This is a genomic window from Lachnospira multipara ATCC 19207, assembly GCF_000424105.1.
In the GTDB taxonomy this organism is placed as follows: Bacteria; Bacillota; Clostridia; order Lachnospirales; family Lachnospiraceae; genus Lachnospira; species Lachnospira multipara.
On the sequence record NZ_AUJG01000002.1, the window covers coordinates 111133 to 128029 of the forward strand.

The following is a 16897-nucleotide window of genomic DNA, read 5'->3' on the forward strand; positions in this document are numbered from 1 at the left end:
GTTACTAGAAGTTAGTTTAGGAGGAAAATATTATGCCAGTAAAAATCGCTAACGACCTGCCTGCAAGGTTAGAATTAGAGGAAGAAAATATATTCGTCATGGACGAGGATAGAGCCCTATCTCAGGATTTCAGAGCTCTTGAAATTTTGATTCTTAATCTTATGCCAATTAAGCAAGATACAGAATTACAGCTACTTCGTTCCATGTCTAATACACCACTTCAGTTAGATGTCACATTTTTACAATTAGAAAGTCATGTGTCAAAGAATACATCGGCTTCGCATTTACGTAAATTCTATCAGACATTTTCTGAAATCAAAAACCGCAACTTTGATGGAATGATTATTACAGGGGCACCGGTGGAAAAGCTTGAATTTGAAGAGGTTAACTACTGGGAAGAGCTTACTGAAATTATGGAATGGTCAAAAAAGCATGTAACTTCAACTCTTCATATTTGTTGGGGCGCACAGGCCGGACTTTACTACCATTTTGGAGTAGGTAAGGTGGAATTTGAAAATAAGTTATCAGGTATTTATAAGCACAAGGTAATGAACCGTAAAGAGCCTTTGGTGCGCGGCTTTGATGATATTTTCATGGCACCACATTCAAGATATACAGAAGCCTCAAGACAAGATATCCTTAAAAATAAAGAATTGATGGTACTTGCAGACTCAGAAGAAGCTGGAATCTATATCGTTATGACAGAAGATGGTAAGCAGATCTTTATTATGGGACATCCAGAATATGATAGATACACTCTAGATCAGGAATATAAAAGAGATTTGGAAAAAGGCATAGATCCTGCCCTTCCAGTAAATTACTATCCTGATGATGACTGCAATAGAAAGCCAATCCTATCTTGGAGGAGTCACGCAAATAACCTTTACACAAATTGGTTAAATTATTATGTATACCAGCAGACACCATATGAGCTAGATAAATTGTCATAAAAAGACATTTTCTAAAAAAATAAATTTGGGAAGTCCCATGAAATCTAGCTTCGACTTTTCTATACTAATAATATTATTAACAGTCCAACTATTTTCTGTTAAAATAACTTCTTGTGCGACAAAATCGCTTATAAGTATGAAATGATATAGAAATAGAAGGAGAGACGGTTATGAGTGAATCACCAGTTAGAAAAAGATTAGGTTCTAGACTAGAATATTTGGGATTTGACCTTGTGAAGTACGAGAATGGTAACAAGTACATTCAGGTTAAATGTAAAAGATGTGGTGAAATCTACGATGACGAAGTTAATGTAATTATTAACAAGGGACGTGTCTGTACAAATTGCGGTTCTTTAAAGAAAAAGTCAGAAATGACAGACGAATGGGATAAGAACCTTTATTTTAATGTTATAAGAAACACAAAGGGCAAGGTTAAGGTAAAGAAAGTGTTAAACAATGGCCTTTTCAAAGCTCAGTGTACAAATTGCAATAAAATTTGGGAAACATCAGTAAAGGAAATCGCAAATTTCCAGGCATGCCCAAATTGTGCATACTAAAATAAGCCGTGAGGCATTATATGAAAAAATAGGTGGAGCAAAGCTCCACCATTTTTTTACCTTATTTTTCTTGACAAAATGTACTAAATTTCCATCGTAAATCATAAGTCCTTCGGCATTGTAACTTAAAAAATACATCCATGCCGTAAGTCATAAGCCATCCGGCGGTACCTTCTCAAAAAGAGGGAAAAACCAGTGGGGCATCGCCACACCGTTTTTCCATCCTTATTATTCAAACATTGCATACATCAACACCCTCCCGTTATGTGATACCCTACCTATAATTCCCAAACCTCCCGTACTTTCAATAAACTTCCTATAAGTCTTAATTCAATCCGTCTTTCGATAATCTTCATATAATTCTTACACCTCCCGGCATCTAAACGCTCTCACTGCCCACAGTAGCCAACCGCTAATGCATCCCAGCCGTAGTGGGGCGAGGGGGAGTAGGCTAGGGTTGTAAGCTTAAAGCTTATCGATTTTTTTAAGACAATTCTAGCAGCGTTGGTAGTTAGGCTTTCCGAGCCCGTAGGGCAATGGAAAGTCTTATCTACCACTACGCTGCTAGCTTAGCGGGAGCGTGTCCTTAAAAAAATCGGATAAGCGCAAAGCGTACTCCCGGGTCTCACCCCCTTGCCTCACCCCTCTTGCCTCACACCCTTAAATTTGTTAAAATATACACATAGGGTGATAAAATTTAATATCGATATACGTTTGGAGGAGTTATTATGGAGATTAGAGATTCTAAACCAATTTCTAAGAGCAATAAGACTTTCATGCTTTTACTAATTGCTGCAGTGGTGCTTTTTGCAACATTTGCTATGGCTTACTTTAAAACCACATGTGTTGGAATTTCTGAAGAGGAGACAGAATCAAAGATACAGGTGGCAGCAGATGAGGGAACTATTTATAGTCCAGATAATGAGACTAGTATAGATGCCCTAGATATAGACAGCATTGATGGTATCTATATTGCTGGCTACAACGACTTTGAAATCTTAACAAATTCAGGTTATACAAAGCTAAACTTAATCGATGAATCTTTTATTGTTGATGCGGAATGCGAAAGAATTGTAAATTTACTTGCGCTAGCGGCTATTAAACTTGATAAAAATCAAGAGGGCTATTATTATAATATTCAGCCGGCAATTACAGAGTTATATGGAGGTTCAAAGGAAGTTGAACTAAAGGAGATAACAGAGTTTTACAATTATTCCCCAAGTGAGATTTTAGCTAGTGAGGTAATAATTGATAAGACTAATTTATCTGTGTCAGATGCTTTAGTTCAAACTAGTAACGATTTACTTCCAGATGGCTGTAGGCTAGAGCAAAAGGCTGGAGGAGTGTTGGTTCTTACAATTCCGCAATATCAGGAGAGAATTACATTTCGAAAGGTCAATATAAAGATTGATTAGGGAGACATTATGGCAACTTATTATATGCCTGTAAAGGTTTTTGAAGAGACAGATGTAGTTAGAAAAAAAGCGGGAGAAATAGCTAAACTTGGTAGCAAAGCATTAATTGTTACAGGTAAGCATTCAGCTAAGGCTAATGGTAGCTTAGATGATGTAATAGCGGCACTTGATGAATATAATATTTCTTATATACATTTTAATAAGATAGAAGAAAATCCACTAGTTGAGACCGTTATGGAGGCAGTGGATTTTGCAAAGAATGAAAATGTAGACTTTGTGGTGGCTATTGGCGGCGGCTCACCTCTTGATGCAGCAAAGGCAATTGCACTTATGTTAAAGCATCCAGAGGAGGATTCCTCATATTTATTTAGAGCAGGCGGCGACGATAGTCACCTACCTTTATGCCTAATTCCTACAACTTGTGGAACAGGCTCAGAGGTTACTGGAGTTTCAGTGCTTACAAGAAATGATATTAAGACAAAGCAGTCAATTAGCTTTAAGATCTTTGGCGACATCGCTTTACTTGATGGAAAATATTTAGAAAGTCTTAGCACAAAGGTGCTTAAAAACACTGCAATGGATGCCTTTTGTCATTTAGTGGAGAGCTATGTAAACAACAATGCAACTATCTATTCTAGAATTGTATGTCTTGATGGTCTTAGTTCTTTTAAAAATGTATTGCCAGTAGTTAAGGGTGAGAAAAAGCCTGAACTTAGCGATTATTTTAACTTACTTCGTACTTCTACATACGCAGGTATGGCAATCGCTCAAACTGGTACTGCAATTCCACACGGTCTTAGCTATGCATTTACTTATAATTTAGGCGTGGAGCATGGTAGAGCTTGTGGATATTTTCTTGCGGGCTATTTAAAGATGGCTTGTAAAAAATGGACATGTCTTTCACAGGAGTTATCTGATTATTTCAAAACAAATTTGAACAATCAATTTAGCACAGTAGGCGAAGCTGAGGTTAATTTAATCCTAAACACTGCAGGAATTGCCTCTGTTGAAGAGTTTGAAAAACTATATGCATTAGTATGTGAAAAAGTAGAAGTGGAAGAGGCTAAGCTAAATAAAGAGCTAGATAATACAGTTAATGACTTATTTAATAATAAGGCCAAGCTTTCAGTGGCACCTTTTACAATTACAAAGGAAGAATTAACTGAAATAGCTTATGATATTTCAAGAAAGAACTAAAATGTAGAAAAGAATTAACATTTTCTAAAAAATTCTCTAATAATAAAGATTGCATAAAATATATCATTAGCAAGCTAGACGAGAGCTAAAGTAAAGCATATAATTTAAGCGAAACACATTACTAGGCTTGGAAGGAGAATAAAATGGCTTGTACAACAATTTTAGTAGGTAAGAATGCATCTTATGATGGTTCTACTTTAATGGCTCGTAATGAAGACTCACCATCTGGTGAATTTACAGCCAAGAAATTTATATCAGTAAATAAGGGAAAGCAGCCTAGATCTTATAGATCAGTGCTTTCAAAGTTTAAGATCAAATTACCAGCAAACCCTCTTAGATACACAGCAATGCCTAATGCAATTGACAATGAAGGTATCTGGGGCGAGGCAGGTATTAACGAATTAAATGTGGCTATGTCAGAAACAGAGACAATCACTAGTAATCCAAGAGTTCTTGGTGCTGATCCACTTGTAAAGGACGGTTTTGGCGAAGAGGATATGCTTACAATCGTGCTTCCATACATTAAGTCAGCAAGAGAGGGCGTGCTTCGTTTCGCATCCCTTCTTGAGGAATATGGTACTTATGAGATGAATGGTGTGGGTTTTCAGGATAAAGACGAAGTTTGGTGGCTTGAGACTATTGGCGGTCATCACTGGATTGCAAAGAGAGTTCCAGATGATGCTTACGTGGTTATGCCAAACCAGCAGGGTATTGATTTCTTTGACTTTGTAGATGCATTTTCAAAGAAGGAAAATCACATGTGCTCTAAGGATATGCTTGATTTCATTAAGGATAATCATCTAGACCTTGGCATGCATGATGAAGGTTATAAGATTGAAGAGGACAAGGCTTTTGATATTAGAGCAGCTCTTGGTTCTCATGATGATTCAGACCGCACTTATAACACACCTAGAGCTTGGTTTATGGCTCGTTACCTTAATCCTACAACTTACACATGGGATGGTGAGGGTGCAGATTACACACCTGAGTCTGATGATATTCCATGGAGCTTTGTTCCTGAAAAGAAGATTACAATTGAGGATGTAAAGTACGTCTTATCTTCATATTATCAGGGAACACCATATAATCCATATGGCAAGACTGGTGACCTTACTAATAAGGGTAAGTATAGACCAATCGGTATTAGCAGAAACAATTTCCTTGCTATTACTCAGCTTCGTCCATATATGCCAAAGGAATTTATGGCACTAGAGTGGATTTCAGTGGGTTCTAATGCTTTTAATGTTTCAGCACCTTTCTATGCAAATGTTAATAGAACACCAGATTACCTAGCTAACACAACTGCTAGAGTTTCAACAGATAATTACTATTGGTCATCTAGACTTATTGGCGCAATGGCTGATGCTCACTACAATACAACAGCTATTCACATTGAGCGCTACCAGAATAAGGTACACTCTAAGGGCCACGAGATGATTAATGCCTTCGATAAGGAATTATTATCGAAGGATTTTGCAAATGTATCAAGAAAGCTTGCTAACTGCAATGACGCTATTGCAGAGATGCTTAAAAAAGAGACAGATGATGCCCTTGATAAGGTGCTTTATACAGCAAGTTGCGGTATGAAGAATTCTTTTGCTAGATCTGATGCATAAGTCAAATATGGATTTTTTGGACAACCTCCAATTCTTTTATAAGTTATTTTAGTTGTTAAATTTACTGTTATAGCATTGCGAATATATGCATAATGTGTTATTATTACTTTAACAATATCGTGTATAACTGAATATTAGGAATTGGAGGTTTTTTGCATATGAACTTTAAAGATTCAATGGCTGGAAAACTTAAGAGGATGAAGGTGGCTGATAAGTTTAAATACATTTTCAAAAATCTTTACATCTATCTTGGTTTACCGATTATAATACTTCTTATTACAACGACTTATTCTTTAGCTAGTACCTATACTATGTATAATAAGTATTATAAGCAAGACAATCTTCAGGGAGAGTTAAGAATTGACATTCAGGCTTATTTAAAGAATGCCTGGTGGGCACTTTCTGATCGAGCCGAAGAAGACCTAAATAGTCATTTAGATGGCTGTGAGGAGAAAATATCAGAGTTAGACACATTTTTATCTGACCTAGAAGATGTTTATGATAATGATGATAATATTGAAGCTGTAAGAACGGACATTAAGACCTTAGGCACTTTAACTAGTGAACTTACTGCACTTTTTGCTGCAGGAGAGCTTACAACAACGGGAATGTCTAATGAGGCAGATATTTACAAGTTTATAAATGAAGATGTAAATTCTGCAGTAAAGACTATGGCATCAGATTTAAAGGCTATTTCTTCTGATAGTTTTGACACAGCTTGGAAGGCTTTTAGAACATCTTTGATTGCAACAATTGTCTTACTTGTAGTTTCTGTTTTATTTATTGTGATAGCAGTTATATTTGTTAATATGTCAAGTAAGGTCCTTAATGATAGCATTTTGTCTCCGTCTATGGAGATTTCAAAGGCGGCTAAGGATATGGCAGATGGATATATTAACATTGATATTCAATGTGATTCCGAGGATGAGCTTGGAGCCATGGCAAGAGACTTAGAGAAGGCTACAGATGTTATTAAGTCGATTACTGAGGACATTATTAGAACTGCCGATAAGATGGCAGGGGGCGACTTTAGAAGTGGTAGCTCAAATCCAGAGCTTTATATTGCAGATTACAAGGCTATTAACGCAGCCTTTATAGATATTTCTAATAAGCTTTCTAGTACTTTGAAAAATGTAAAAGAGGCCAGTGCTAGCGTATCAGACGGTGCAGCAAATCTTCAGGATGTATCTGTTAACTTATCGGAAGGTACTTCAAGCCAGGCAGCAGCTGTAGAAGAGCTTACAGCCTCTGTTGAACTTGTTACAGAACAGACGGAACTTCTTGCAAAGGATGCAGTTGAATCTATGAAGTCAGCAAGCGTTGTTGTAAAGGATGTAGAGACTGGTACAGAAAAGATGAGTGGCGTTACAAAGGCTATGGAGCGAATTACAATTGCTTCTAGTGAAATTGAGAAGATCACAAGTACTATTGAAAGTATTGCTTCTCAGACAGCCCTTTTATCATTAAATGCTAGTATTGAGGCAGCTCGTGCAGGTGAGGCTGGACGTGGCTTTGCAGTTGTAGCTCAAGAAATTAGTGAACTTGCCAATGAAAGTTCTACAGCAGCAAAGAATACTCACAAGCTTATTGATGATACAATGAATGAAATTAAGACAGGTAATGCAGCGGTTGAGGAGACTACTCTTGCCTTAAAGAAGGTACAGGAGTCTGTATCTGCAGTTGCTGAAATGATGAAGGCTTCTAAGGATAGAGCTAATGCGCAGGCATCAAGCATGAAGGAAATCAACATTGGTATCGAGCAGATTTCTAATGTTGTAAATGTAAATTCTGCCACAGCTGTACAGGCTAGCCAGGTTTCTGGTGACCTATCAGCTCAGTCACAGGGCTTAAATGCTCTGATTGACGAATTTAATATTCGATAACTTGAGTCTTTTTTATAAAAAGGCGATGCATGGATATAAGTGTTAATAATGGAGATAAACTTAGTCTGTGCGTCGCCTTTTGCCTATTTAGAAACATTTTCAAAAGATTAATTAGTTAATATAGGCTAAACTAAACACAAAATTTTCATCACAAGAAATCTTTTAGTATAGTAAGTAGTTTGATATAATAAATATGTGCTAAAACTATATTTTGGAGAAACAAAGATATGCTAGATGAAAATGAAATTATGCCCTTTAATTTTTTTGCCTATGGTGGAAAATATAGTGGGCAGCATGGAGGCATGCGTTATCTCATTGAAAGAGATGGCGAAAAGCCAGATTTTATCTTAAGAGGTAATGTTTGGCAGGGACCTTATGCCTCGTGTAGTGTTCCTAAAGAAAAGATAAGTTCTAAGGAGTTTGACTATAGCGAAGAGGGTCGTCTAGAGCTTATAGATTGGTTGAAAGATCAGTACGATACAAGGTTAGAAGAGTGGGATAATGCTCCTTCTATACTAGAAGCAGAGCCTTATAAACATTAGTTAAAGTTTGATTTATTCTGATTAAATATAATCTTATTTGAATAAAATGCTTGATGTTACTAGTGTTTTTAAGTTATTATTGTTTAGGACTAAGAAAAGAAAGGATTTATTGTGAAGGAATAAGATATGGAAGTTATTTCTATTGTGCTTTCGTTGCTTCTTGGCGTTGCATTATTTTTATATGGAATGTCAGTCATGGGCGATGGCTTAAAGCGTGTGGCGGGTAATAAGTTAGAAACTACCCTTTATAAGTTAACAAATACTCCAATTAAGGGGGTTTTATTAGGTGCTGTTGTAACAGCGGTAATTCAGTCATCATCAGCAACATCAGTTATGGTTGTTGGTTTTGTAAATTCAGGAATGATGAAGGTAGCCCAGGGTATTGGTATTATCATGGGTGCTAATATAGGAACAAGTATTACAGGTTGGATACTTTGTTTGTCATATATCGATGGAGTAAGCGGTATTGCTTCACTTCTTTCAACAGCAACTATTTCAGCTATCGTGGCTATTATAGGTATTATCTTTAAGACATTTGTTAAGAAGAATACTTATAAAAATGTTGGCGATATCATGCTTGGTTTCGCAATCCTTATGGTTGGTATGCAGACAATGAGTTCTGCCGTATCTCCACTTAAATCAAGCCCAGCTTTTGTAAGCTTACTTACAATGTTTAAAAACCCAGCTCTTGGTATTTTAGTTGGTATTGTATTTACTGCTATTTTACAGAGTGCTTCGGCTTCAGTAGGTATCTTACAGGCGCTTTCAGTAACAGGTGGCATTTCATTTGCAGCAGCATTCCCAATTACAATGGGTATTGGTGTTGGTGCCGCAGCTCCAGTTTTACTTTCAAGTATTGGAAGTAGCAAGAATGGTAAGAGAGTAGCCATTGTTTACTTAATTAACGACTTATTTGGTATGATTTTCTGGTCGATTGTTGTTTACTCAATTAATTTTGTAATTGGTGGATTCCCATTTATGGATATGGCTATGAGACCAGTGACAATTGCTATGCTTAATACAATATTTAGAGTAGCAACAGTTGTTATGTTATTCCCATTCATTAAGTACATTGATAAGTTAGTTCATCGTCTTATTAAGGATAATCCAGAAGATGCAGATGATTCAGCTGACTTTGAATTACTTGAAGAAAGATTCTTAGCATACCCTGATTTAGCTATTAATCAGTCACATGAAGCTATAAATGGTATGGCAAGAAAGTCAAGAAAGAATATTTTAAGAGCAGTTGAGCTTATGAACAACTACTCTGATGAAAGATATAAGGTCATTCAGGAAAAGGAAAATGTAATTGATAAATACGAAGATAAGTTAGGTAACTACCTTATGAAGTTAACAGGTACATCTCTTTCTCCTGCACAGACAAAGCAGGTAACTAAGTTCTTACATACTATCGGTGATTTTGAAAGATTAGGTGATCATGCTGTTAACCTTTCAAAGGTAGCCTTAGAACTTCACGAGAAGAAGACAAGCTTTTCTGACTATGCTGAGTATGAAGTTAGTGTATTACGTGCAGCGGTTCTTGAAATCGTTGAAATTACAGAGACAGCCTTTACAAATGACGATGTATTACTTGCGAGAAGAGTAGAGCCTTTAAGAGAACACATTACAATTCTATGTAATGAGTTAAAGACTCGACACATTGTTAGACTAAGTAAGGGTATTTGTACTTATAACCAGGGATTTGCCTTTAACGATTTATTAACTAACATGGAAAGAATTGGTGCTCACTGTTCTAATATAGCAGTTGCTATGATTGAGATCGAAGATTCAGAAATCGCATCTCATAGCTATTTAAAGAGCGTCAAGGAATTAAAGGATGACGAATACATGCTTATCTTTGATGAATACACAAGAAAGTATGATGTTAACAAAAAAGAGAATGACTTAAGAGAAAGAATTGATACAACAAGAGCTTAATTCTTTACACTAAAGTTATAATAACAAATAAAAATTTTTAAAGCCCTTTCTGGAAAGTGAAATTCCTAGAAAGGGCTTTTTACCGCTTGTTTAGTAACTATTCTAAATGTCATACCTACTAAAATTAAAGAAAATTATAAAAATAGGGCAAAAGTACTATTGCAAGTATGTATATATTTGCTATAATAAAGTTACATTAAGTAGTGAACAACTTAATATACAGTTTTTAATAGTGATTGCGGCACTATTAATTACAGTGGAAAAAGCACAACCTCCTCCCGGTTGTGCTTTTTTGGCATTAAAATATCAAACTTATAATTGCCATATGATGTCATAAAGGCTATTATAAAAGTATAAATATAAAGAGAAGGAAAAATTAATATGATAAGTTTTGATAGCCACCTACATACTAGATTTAGCTCAGATTCAGAGGCAGACCCAAGAGCCTATATTAAGTTGGCAAAAGAAAAGGGCATGAAGGGCATTTGCTTTACAGATCACAATGACTATGACTTTCCACTTGAGGATGGAAAAGTGGTTTTTGATTTGGATTTTAAGGCATATTTAGACTATATGCTAAAGCTTAAGGAGGAGTTTAGAGGCTCCTTTGATATAAGAGTTGGAGTTGAGCAGGGACTTATGAAATCAGTGGCTAGCCGTGTAGATTCATATGATCCTGAGAATAAGCTAGATTTTATTATTGGCTCATCTCATTTGGTGGAAGGAGAAGATCCTTACTATCCAAGTTACTGGGAAGGCAGGGCAGTAAAGGATACTATTATAAAGTATTATGAGAGTATTATGGAAAATATAAAAACTTGCCACAACTTCGATATTTACGGTCATTTAGACTATATAATTCGATATGCCCCAGAAAAGGATATAAATTATAACTGGAAAGATTATTATGACTATTTTTATGAGATTTTAAAGTCATTAATTTATCAGGGTAAGGGAATTGAGGTTAATACAGCTGGCCTTAAATATGGTCTTAAAAATCCTAATCCTGATATTAATATAGTGAAATTGTATAAAGAACTAGGAGGTGAGATAATTACCGTAGGTTCTGATTCTCATAGTGTTGATTATTTAGGATATGAATTTGACCGAGTTTATAATATGCTAAAAGAATTAGGATTTAAATATTATTCCGTTTTTAAGGATAGAAAAGCGGAATTTTATGAAATTTAGTAAGATGATTATTTTTGTTGTAGTTTGAGTTTTTAGAAGGTTAAAAAATTGGCATTGGGCAAAATTTCCTATATGTTTTTAACAAAAAGAAACTAAAAACCTTATTTTAGTACTCTAAAATATGTATAAAGCATACTGTATACAAGGGTTTTTTAGCAATTTAAACAAGGTTTAAATTAAATATTAGTTGTTTGTTGCTAAATTTTTAGAATTGTGAAAATTAAAACGACAACTACTTGATATTTAAACAAAATTTATGTAAAATAACTAATAGTTGATTTTTTAACAAACTAAAATTCAATGTAAAATCACTTTTAGGAGGATTCAATTTATGTCAGTAAAAGTAGCTATTAACGGATTTGGCCGTATCGGTAGACTTGCATTCAGACAGATGTTCGGTGCAGAAGGATACGAAGTAGTAGCAATCAACGATTTAACAACACCTTCAATGCTTGCTCACCTTTTAAAGTATGATACTTCACAGGGTAGATATGTAGAGCTTGGTCATGAAGATGACGTAACAGCTGATGATGAGGCTGGTACAATTACAGTAAAGGGTAAGACAATTAAGATCTACAAGGAACCAGATGCTAACAACTGCCCATGGGGAGAAATTGGTGTAGATGTAGTTCTTGAGTGTTCAGGTTTCTATACATCAAAGGCTAAGGCACAGGCTCATATCAACGCTGGTGCTAAGAAGGTTGTAATTTCAGCTCCAGCTGGTAATGACCTTCCTACAATCGTTTACAATGTAAACCATGAAACATTAACAAAGGATGATAAGATTATTTCAGCAGCTTCTTGTACAACAAACTGCTTAGCTCCTATGGCTGATGCTCTTAACAAGTTTGCTCCAATTCAGTCTGGTATCATGACAACAATTCATGCTTACACAGGTGATCAGATGATCCTTGATGGTCCTCAGAGAAAGGGTGACTTAAGAAGATCTAGAGCAGGTGCTGCTAATATCGTTCCTAACTCAACAGGTGCTGCTAAGGCAATCGGTTTAGTTATTCCAGAACTTAACGGTAAGTTAATCGGAGCTGCTCAGAGAGTTCCTACACCTACAGGTTCTACAACAATCCTTATCGCTGTAGTTAAGTCTGATAAGGAAGTAACAGTTGATTCTATCAATGCTGCTATGAAGGCTGCTGCAACAGAATCATTCGGTTACAATACAGAATTAATCGTATCTAGCGATATCGTTGGTATGAGATTTGGTTCATTATTCGATGCTACACAGACAATGGTATCTAAGATTGATGACACAACATACCAGGTACAGGTTGTTTCTTGGTATGATAATGAAAATTCATACACAAGCCAGATGGTTAGAACAATCAAGTACTTCGCTGAATTAGGTTAATTTAGAATTAGGTTAATTAGAATAAGTAATCAATAATTTTATTGATTTATAGTTGTAAAGATTAAAACCGGAGAATTCTATTAATAGCGTTCTCCGGTTTTTTTAAAAAGATGTAATTGGGATATAGACCATCAAACATCAAGGTTTGGGTGTTAATTGGTCTGTAGCTCAATTACAGAATCATTTTCTATAATGGAGGAAAATAATATGCTAAATAAGAAGTCTGTTGATGATATCAACGTTAAGGGTAAGAGAGTTTTAGTAAGATGTGATTTTAATGTACCATTAGATGGGGATAAGATTACTGATGAGACACGTCTTGTAGCTGCTCTTCCAACAATCAAGAAGTTAGTTTCAGATGGTGGTAAGGTTATCCTTTGCTCACACTTAGGTAAGCCAAAGGGACCAGATGCTGCATTTTCTTTAGCACCAGTTGCTAAGAGATTAACAGAATTACTTGGTCAAGAAGTAAAGTTTGCAGCTGATGATACTGTAGTTGGCGACAATGCTAAGGCTGCTGTAGAAGCAATGAACGATGGCGATATCATTTTACTTGAAAATACAAGATTTAGAGCAGAAGAAACAAAGAATGGTGAAGCTTTCTCTAAGGACTTAGCTTCAATTGCTGATGTATTTGTTAATGATGCTTTCGGTACAGCACATAGAGCTCATTGCTCAAATGTTGGTGTTACACAGTATGTTGATACAGCTGTTGTTGGTTACCTTATGCAGAAGGAAATTGACTTCCTTGGTAATGCTGTAAATAATCCAGTTAGACCTTTCGTAGCTATTTTAGGTGGTTCAAAGGTTTCTTCAAAGATTCCTGTAATCAACAATCTTCTTGATAAGGTTGATACTCTTATCATCGGTGGTGGTATGTCATATACTTTCCAGAAGGCTAAGGGTGGCTCAGTTGGTAAGTCATTAGTAGAAGATGATTATCTTGATTATGCTAAGGAAATGATGGCTAAGGCTGAAGCTAAGGGCGTTAAGTTATTAATTCCTATCGATACAGTAACAACTAAGGAATTTAAGAACGATACTCCAAGCAAAATCGTTGAAGCTGGCCATCAGGAAGCAGACGATATGGGTATGGATATCGGACCAAAGACTTGTGAATTATACAAGGATGCTCTTAAGGATGCTAAGACAGTTGTTTGGAATGGACCTATGGGTGTATTCGAATTCGATAACTTTGCAAAGGGTACTGTAGCTGTTGCTGAAGCTCTTGCAAACTTAAAGGATGCAACAACAATCATCGGTGGTGGTGATTCAGCTGCTGCTGTTAATAATTTAGGATTTGGTGACAAGATGACTCACATCTCAACAGGTGGTGGAGCTTCTCTTGAATTCCTTGAAGGTAAGGAATTACCAGGTGTAGTTGCAGCTAACGATAAGTAAGATATAAGATTTACTGCATAAATTATAAATATAAGGCCATAGTGGCTACATATGTGACCACTATGGTTTTTATTTAAACAGTATCGTTAAAATAATCACAAAGACTGATAAAATTATAACATTAAGATGCGAATAGAAATAGATAGAAGTATAGTACGTGAAATAAAACCTTGTTATTAAGATAATAATTTGAGATAATTAAGTTAGTTTAAATTAACAAGGGGGAATTTGAAGTGTTATATGAAGATAAAATTTTGATAGGTAAAGCCAATGATAAAGAGGTTTACATTTTTCCTGAAATGGCTAATAGACATGGTCTAATAGCAGGAGCTACAGGAACAGGAAAGACAGTAACCCTAAAGGTGCTTGCCGAATCTTTCAGTGAACTTGGTGTTCCGGTGTTTTTAGCGGATGCCAAAGGGGATTTGGCAGGGTTATCATATCTTGGTGAAATGTCAGATAATATCAAGAATAGAGTAGATAAATTGGGACTTGAGAAATATGGTTTTTGCTTAGATTCTTTTCCAGTTACTTTTTGGGATGTCTATCAAGAGAAGGGCATACCACTAAGAACTACGGTTTCGGAAATGGGTCCTATGCTACTTTCAAGAATATTAGAGTTAAACAACCTGCAGTCAGACATTTTAAATATAGTCTTTAAGATTGCAGATGACGAGAAACTTTTGCTTATAGATTGTAAAGATCTAAAGGCTATGCTTTTACATATAGTTGATAATGCGGACAAATACTCCCTTAGCTATGGTAATATGTCTAAGCAGAGTATTGCAGCTATAATAAGAGCTATTGTTTCTTTAGAGGCTAGCGGCGGTGAGACATTTTTTTCTGAGCCTGCAATTGATATTAATGATTGGTTTTCCCAGGATGAAAATGGAAAAGGTTGGATTCAAGTATTAGACTGTCAGAAGTTAATGCTAAATCCAAAGCTTTATGCGACTTTTCTTTTATGGTTGATTAGCGAAATATATGAAAGTCTGCCTGAGGCAGGAGATTTAGACAAGCCTAAGATGGTTTTCTTCTTTGATGAGGCGCATATGCTTTTTGATGATGCCCCAAAGGTGTTAATCGATAAGGTTAGTCAAATGGTTAAATTAATTCGTTCCAAGGGTGTGGGTATTTATTTTATTACACAATCCCCTAACGATATACCTGATGAGGTATTAGCTCAATTGTCTAATAAGGTAATTCATGCAATTAGAGCATATACTCCAAAGGAACAAAAGGCGGTAAGGGCTGTGGCAGAGTCTTTTAGAGCAAATTCGGAATTTGATATTAGCGAAACTATTTCTAATTTAGGAATTGGTGAAGCACTAGTATCGGTTTTAGATAGGGATGGTATTCCTACTATAGTTGAAAAAACAAAGATTTTACCACCAAGAAGCATGATGGGAGCTATAAATGATGAGGCTAGAAATGAAGTCATAGTTTCTGATGAGTTAAATAATAAATATGCCACTTATGTTGATAATGAATCTGCTTATGAATTTATGGCAAGATTAAAGGCTAGAGAAAGTCTGAATCCGAGTGGAACCACTATAGATAACAATCAAAACGAAAAGAGAAACGTGAATAACACACCAACGATTAGGAGGTCTAGATCTACAAGCACTAGAACTACTAATCCAAGGCCAAAAGAATACAAGCCTACTAGCACAACAAAACGGAGAACTTCATCCAATTATAATAGAACCTTACAATCAAGTGCTAGTAAGATTGGTAGACAAGTAGGCAAGTCAATTGGTGATAGTATTGGAGGTAGTTTTGGTAAAAAGCTTGGTGGGGACATTGGCTCTTCTTTAGCAAGGGGTATCTTTGATACATTTTTAAGAAGATAGATTATTAACCTAGATATATGTGAAAGCTTTGCGTAAAAGATTAGATTTTTTCATTAAAAGTATGGAAAATACCAAACCAATGTGATATAATTTTTGTAATGTATTGTCAGTGCGGTGAGAATTAAATATATAGGGGTAAACGTTTAGCATTGGCGGAAAATGGAGGCTTAATATGAGACGTAAGGTTATTGCGGGAAACTGGAAGATGAATATGACACCATCTGAGGCAGTAAAGTTAGTTAATGATTTAAAGGCTAATGTAGCTAATACAGCAGTGGATGTTGTATTTTGTGTACCAGCAATCGATATTGTACCTGTTGTAGAAGCAGCTAAGGGTACTAACATTTGTGTAGGTGCTGAGAATATGTACATTGAAGAAAAGGGTGCATATACTGGAGAAATTAGTCCAAACATGTTAGTTGATGCAGGTGTATCACATGTAATTATTGGACATTCAGAAAGAAGACAGTACTTCAAGGAAGACGATGAATTCCTTAATAAGAAGGTTAAGAAGGCAATTGAACATAAGTTAATTCCTATCATTTGCTGTGGTGAAACACTTGAGCAGAGAGAAGAAGGAGTTACACTTACATTCGTTAAGGGTCAGATTAAGGCAGCTTATGAAGGAGTATCTGCAGCAGATGCACTTAACACAATCGTAGCTTACGAACCAATCTGGGCTATTGGAACAGGTAAGGTTGCTACAACAGAGCAGGCTGAAGAAGTTTGTGCTTCTATCAGAAAGGATTTAGAAGAAATTTATGATGCTGATACAGCTTCAAAGATTAGAATCCTTTATGGTGGTAGTGTTAATGGTTCTAATGCAGCAGAATTATTTGCTCAGGAGAACATTGATGGCGGTTTAGTTGGTGGCGCAAGTCTTAAGCCAGAATTTGCCAATATTGTAAATTACTAAAATCTAAGTGTAGTTGGTATTAGCTTAATGTGTAATATCGACTACACTTTTTTTCTTATATTTAGTATAATA

The 16897-nt window shown here is 35.8% G+C and carries 13 protein-coding genes; all 13 read left to right on the forward strand.

The features are described from left to right. Window positions 1-32 precede the first annotated feature (32 nt). The 13 genes from metA (at window position 33) to tpiA (ending at window position 16825) form a co-directional block, all read left to right on the forward strand. Entirely contained in the window at window positions 33-950 is a 918-nt protein-coding gene (gene metA, locus G600_RS0102945; protein ID WP_027430594.1) for a homoserine O-acetyltransferase MetA, read from the forward strand. A 170-nt stretch (window positions 951-1120) separates the two neighbouring features. Continuing rightward, entirely contained in the window at window positions 1121-1507 is a 387-nt protein-coding gene (locus G600_RS0102950) for a hypothetical protein (RefSeq protein WP_027430595.1), read from the forward strand. Window positions 1508-2235: 728 nt separating this feature from the next. Then, window positions 2236-2922 (forward strand): hypothetical protein, encoded by a 687-nt coding sequence (locus G600_RS0102955; protein WP_027430596.1) that lies wholly within the window; start codon window positions 2236-2238, stop codon window positions 2920-2922. A 9-nt stretch (window positions 2923-2931) separates the two neighbouring features. After that, window positions 2932-4119, forward strand: coding sequence for an iron-containing alcohol dehydrogenase family protein (locus G600_RS13630; RefSeq protein ID WP_034245375.1), 1188 nt, complete (start codon window positions 2932-2934; stop codon window positions 4117-4119). A 143-nt stretch (window positions 4120-4262) separates the two neighbouring features. Continuing rightward, entirely contained in the window at window positions 4263-5735 is a 1473-nt protein-coding gene (locus G600_RS0102965; RefSeq protein ID WP_027430597.1) for a C69 family dipeptidase, read from the forward strand. A gap of 158 nt (window positions 5736-5893) precedes the next feature. Further along, entirely contained in the window at window positions 5894-7618 is a 1725-nt protein-coding gene (locus tag G600_RS0102970) for a methyl-accepting chemotaxis protein (RefSeq protein WP_027430598.1), read from the forward strand. 227 nt (window positions 7619-7845) lie between these two features. After that, the gene (locus G600_RS0102975; protein ID WP_034245378.1) at window positions 7846-8160 is read left to right on the forward strand and encodes a hypothetical protein; all 315 of its coding nucleotides are present in this window, start codon (window positions 7846-7848) and stop codon (window positions 8158-8160) included. Window positions 8161-8286: 126 nt separating this feature from the next. Further along, window positions 8287-10098 carry a Na/Pi cotransporter family protein gene (locus tag G600_RS0102980; RefSeq protein ID WP_027430600.1) on the forward strand — a complete coding sequence of 604 codons (1812 nt, stop codon included), beginning with the start codon at window positions 8287-8289 and terminating at the stop codon, window positions 10096-10098. Between the two features lie 381 nt (window positions 10099-10479). Beyond that, a complete protein-coding gene (locus tag G600_RS0102985; protein WP_051195337.1) occupies window positions 10480-11289 on the forward strand; it encodes a histidinol-phosphatase HisJ family protein in 810 nt (269 codons plus the stop codon). Between the two features lie 331 nt (window positions 11290-11620). Then, complete coding sequence (gene gap, locus G600_RS0102990) at window positions 11621-12655, forward strand: type I glyceraldehyde-3-phosphate dehydrogenase (RefSeq protein WP_027430602.1); 1035 nt, start codon at window positions 11621-11623, stop codon at window positions 12653-12655. 207 nt (window positions 12656-12862) lie between these two features. Then, window positions 12863-14056, forward strand: a complete 1194-nt coding sequence (locus G600_RS0102995; protein ID WP_027430603.1) for a phosphoglycerate kinase — start codon at window positions 12863-12865, stop codon at window positions 14054-14056. 233 nt (window positions 14057-14289) lie between these two features. Beyond that, on the forward strand, window positions 14290-15909 hold the full coding sequence (locus G600_RS0103000; protein ID WP_027430604.1) for a helicase HerA-like domain-containing protein: 1620 nt from the start codon (window positions 14290-14292) through the stop codon (window positions 15907-15909). Between the two features lie 172 nt (window positions 15910-16081). Continuing rightward, a complete protein-coding gene (gene tpiA / locus G600_RS0103005) occupies window positions 16082-16825 on the forward strand; it encodes a triose-phosphate isomerase (RefSeq protein WP_027430605.1) in 744 nt (247 codons plus the stop codon). Window positions 16826-16897 lie beyond the last annotated feature (72 nt).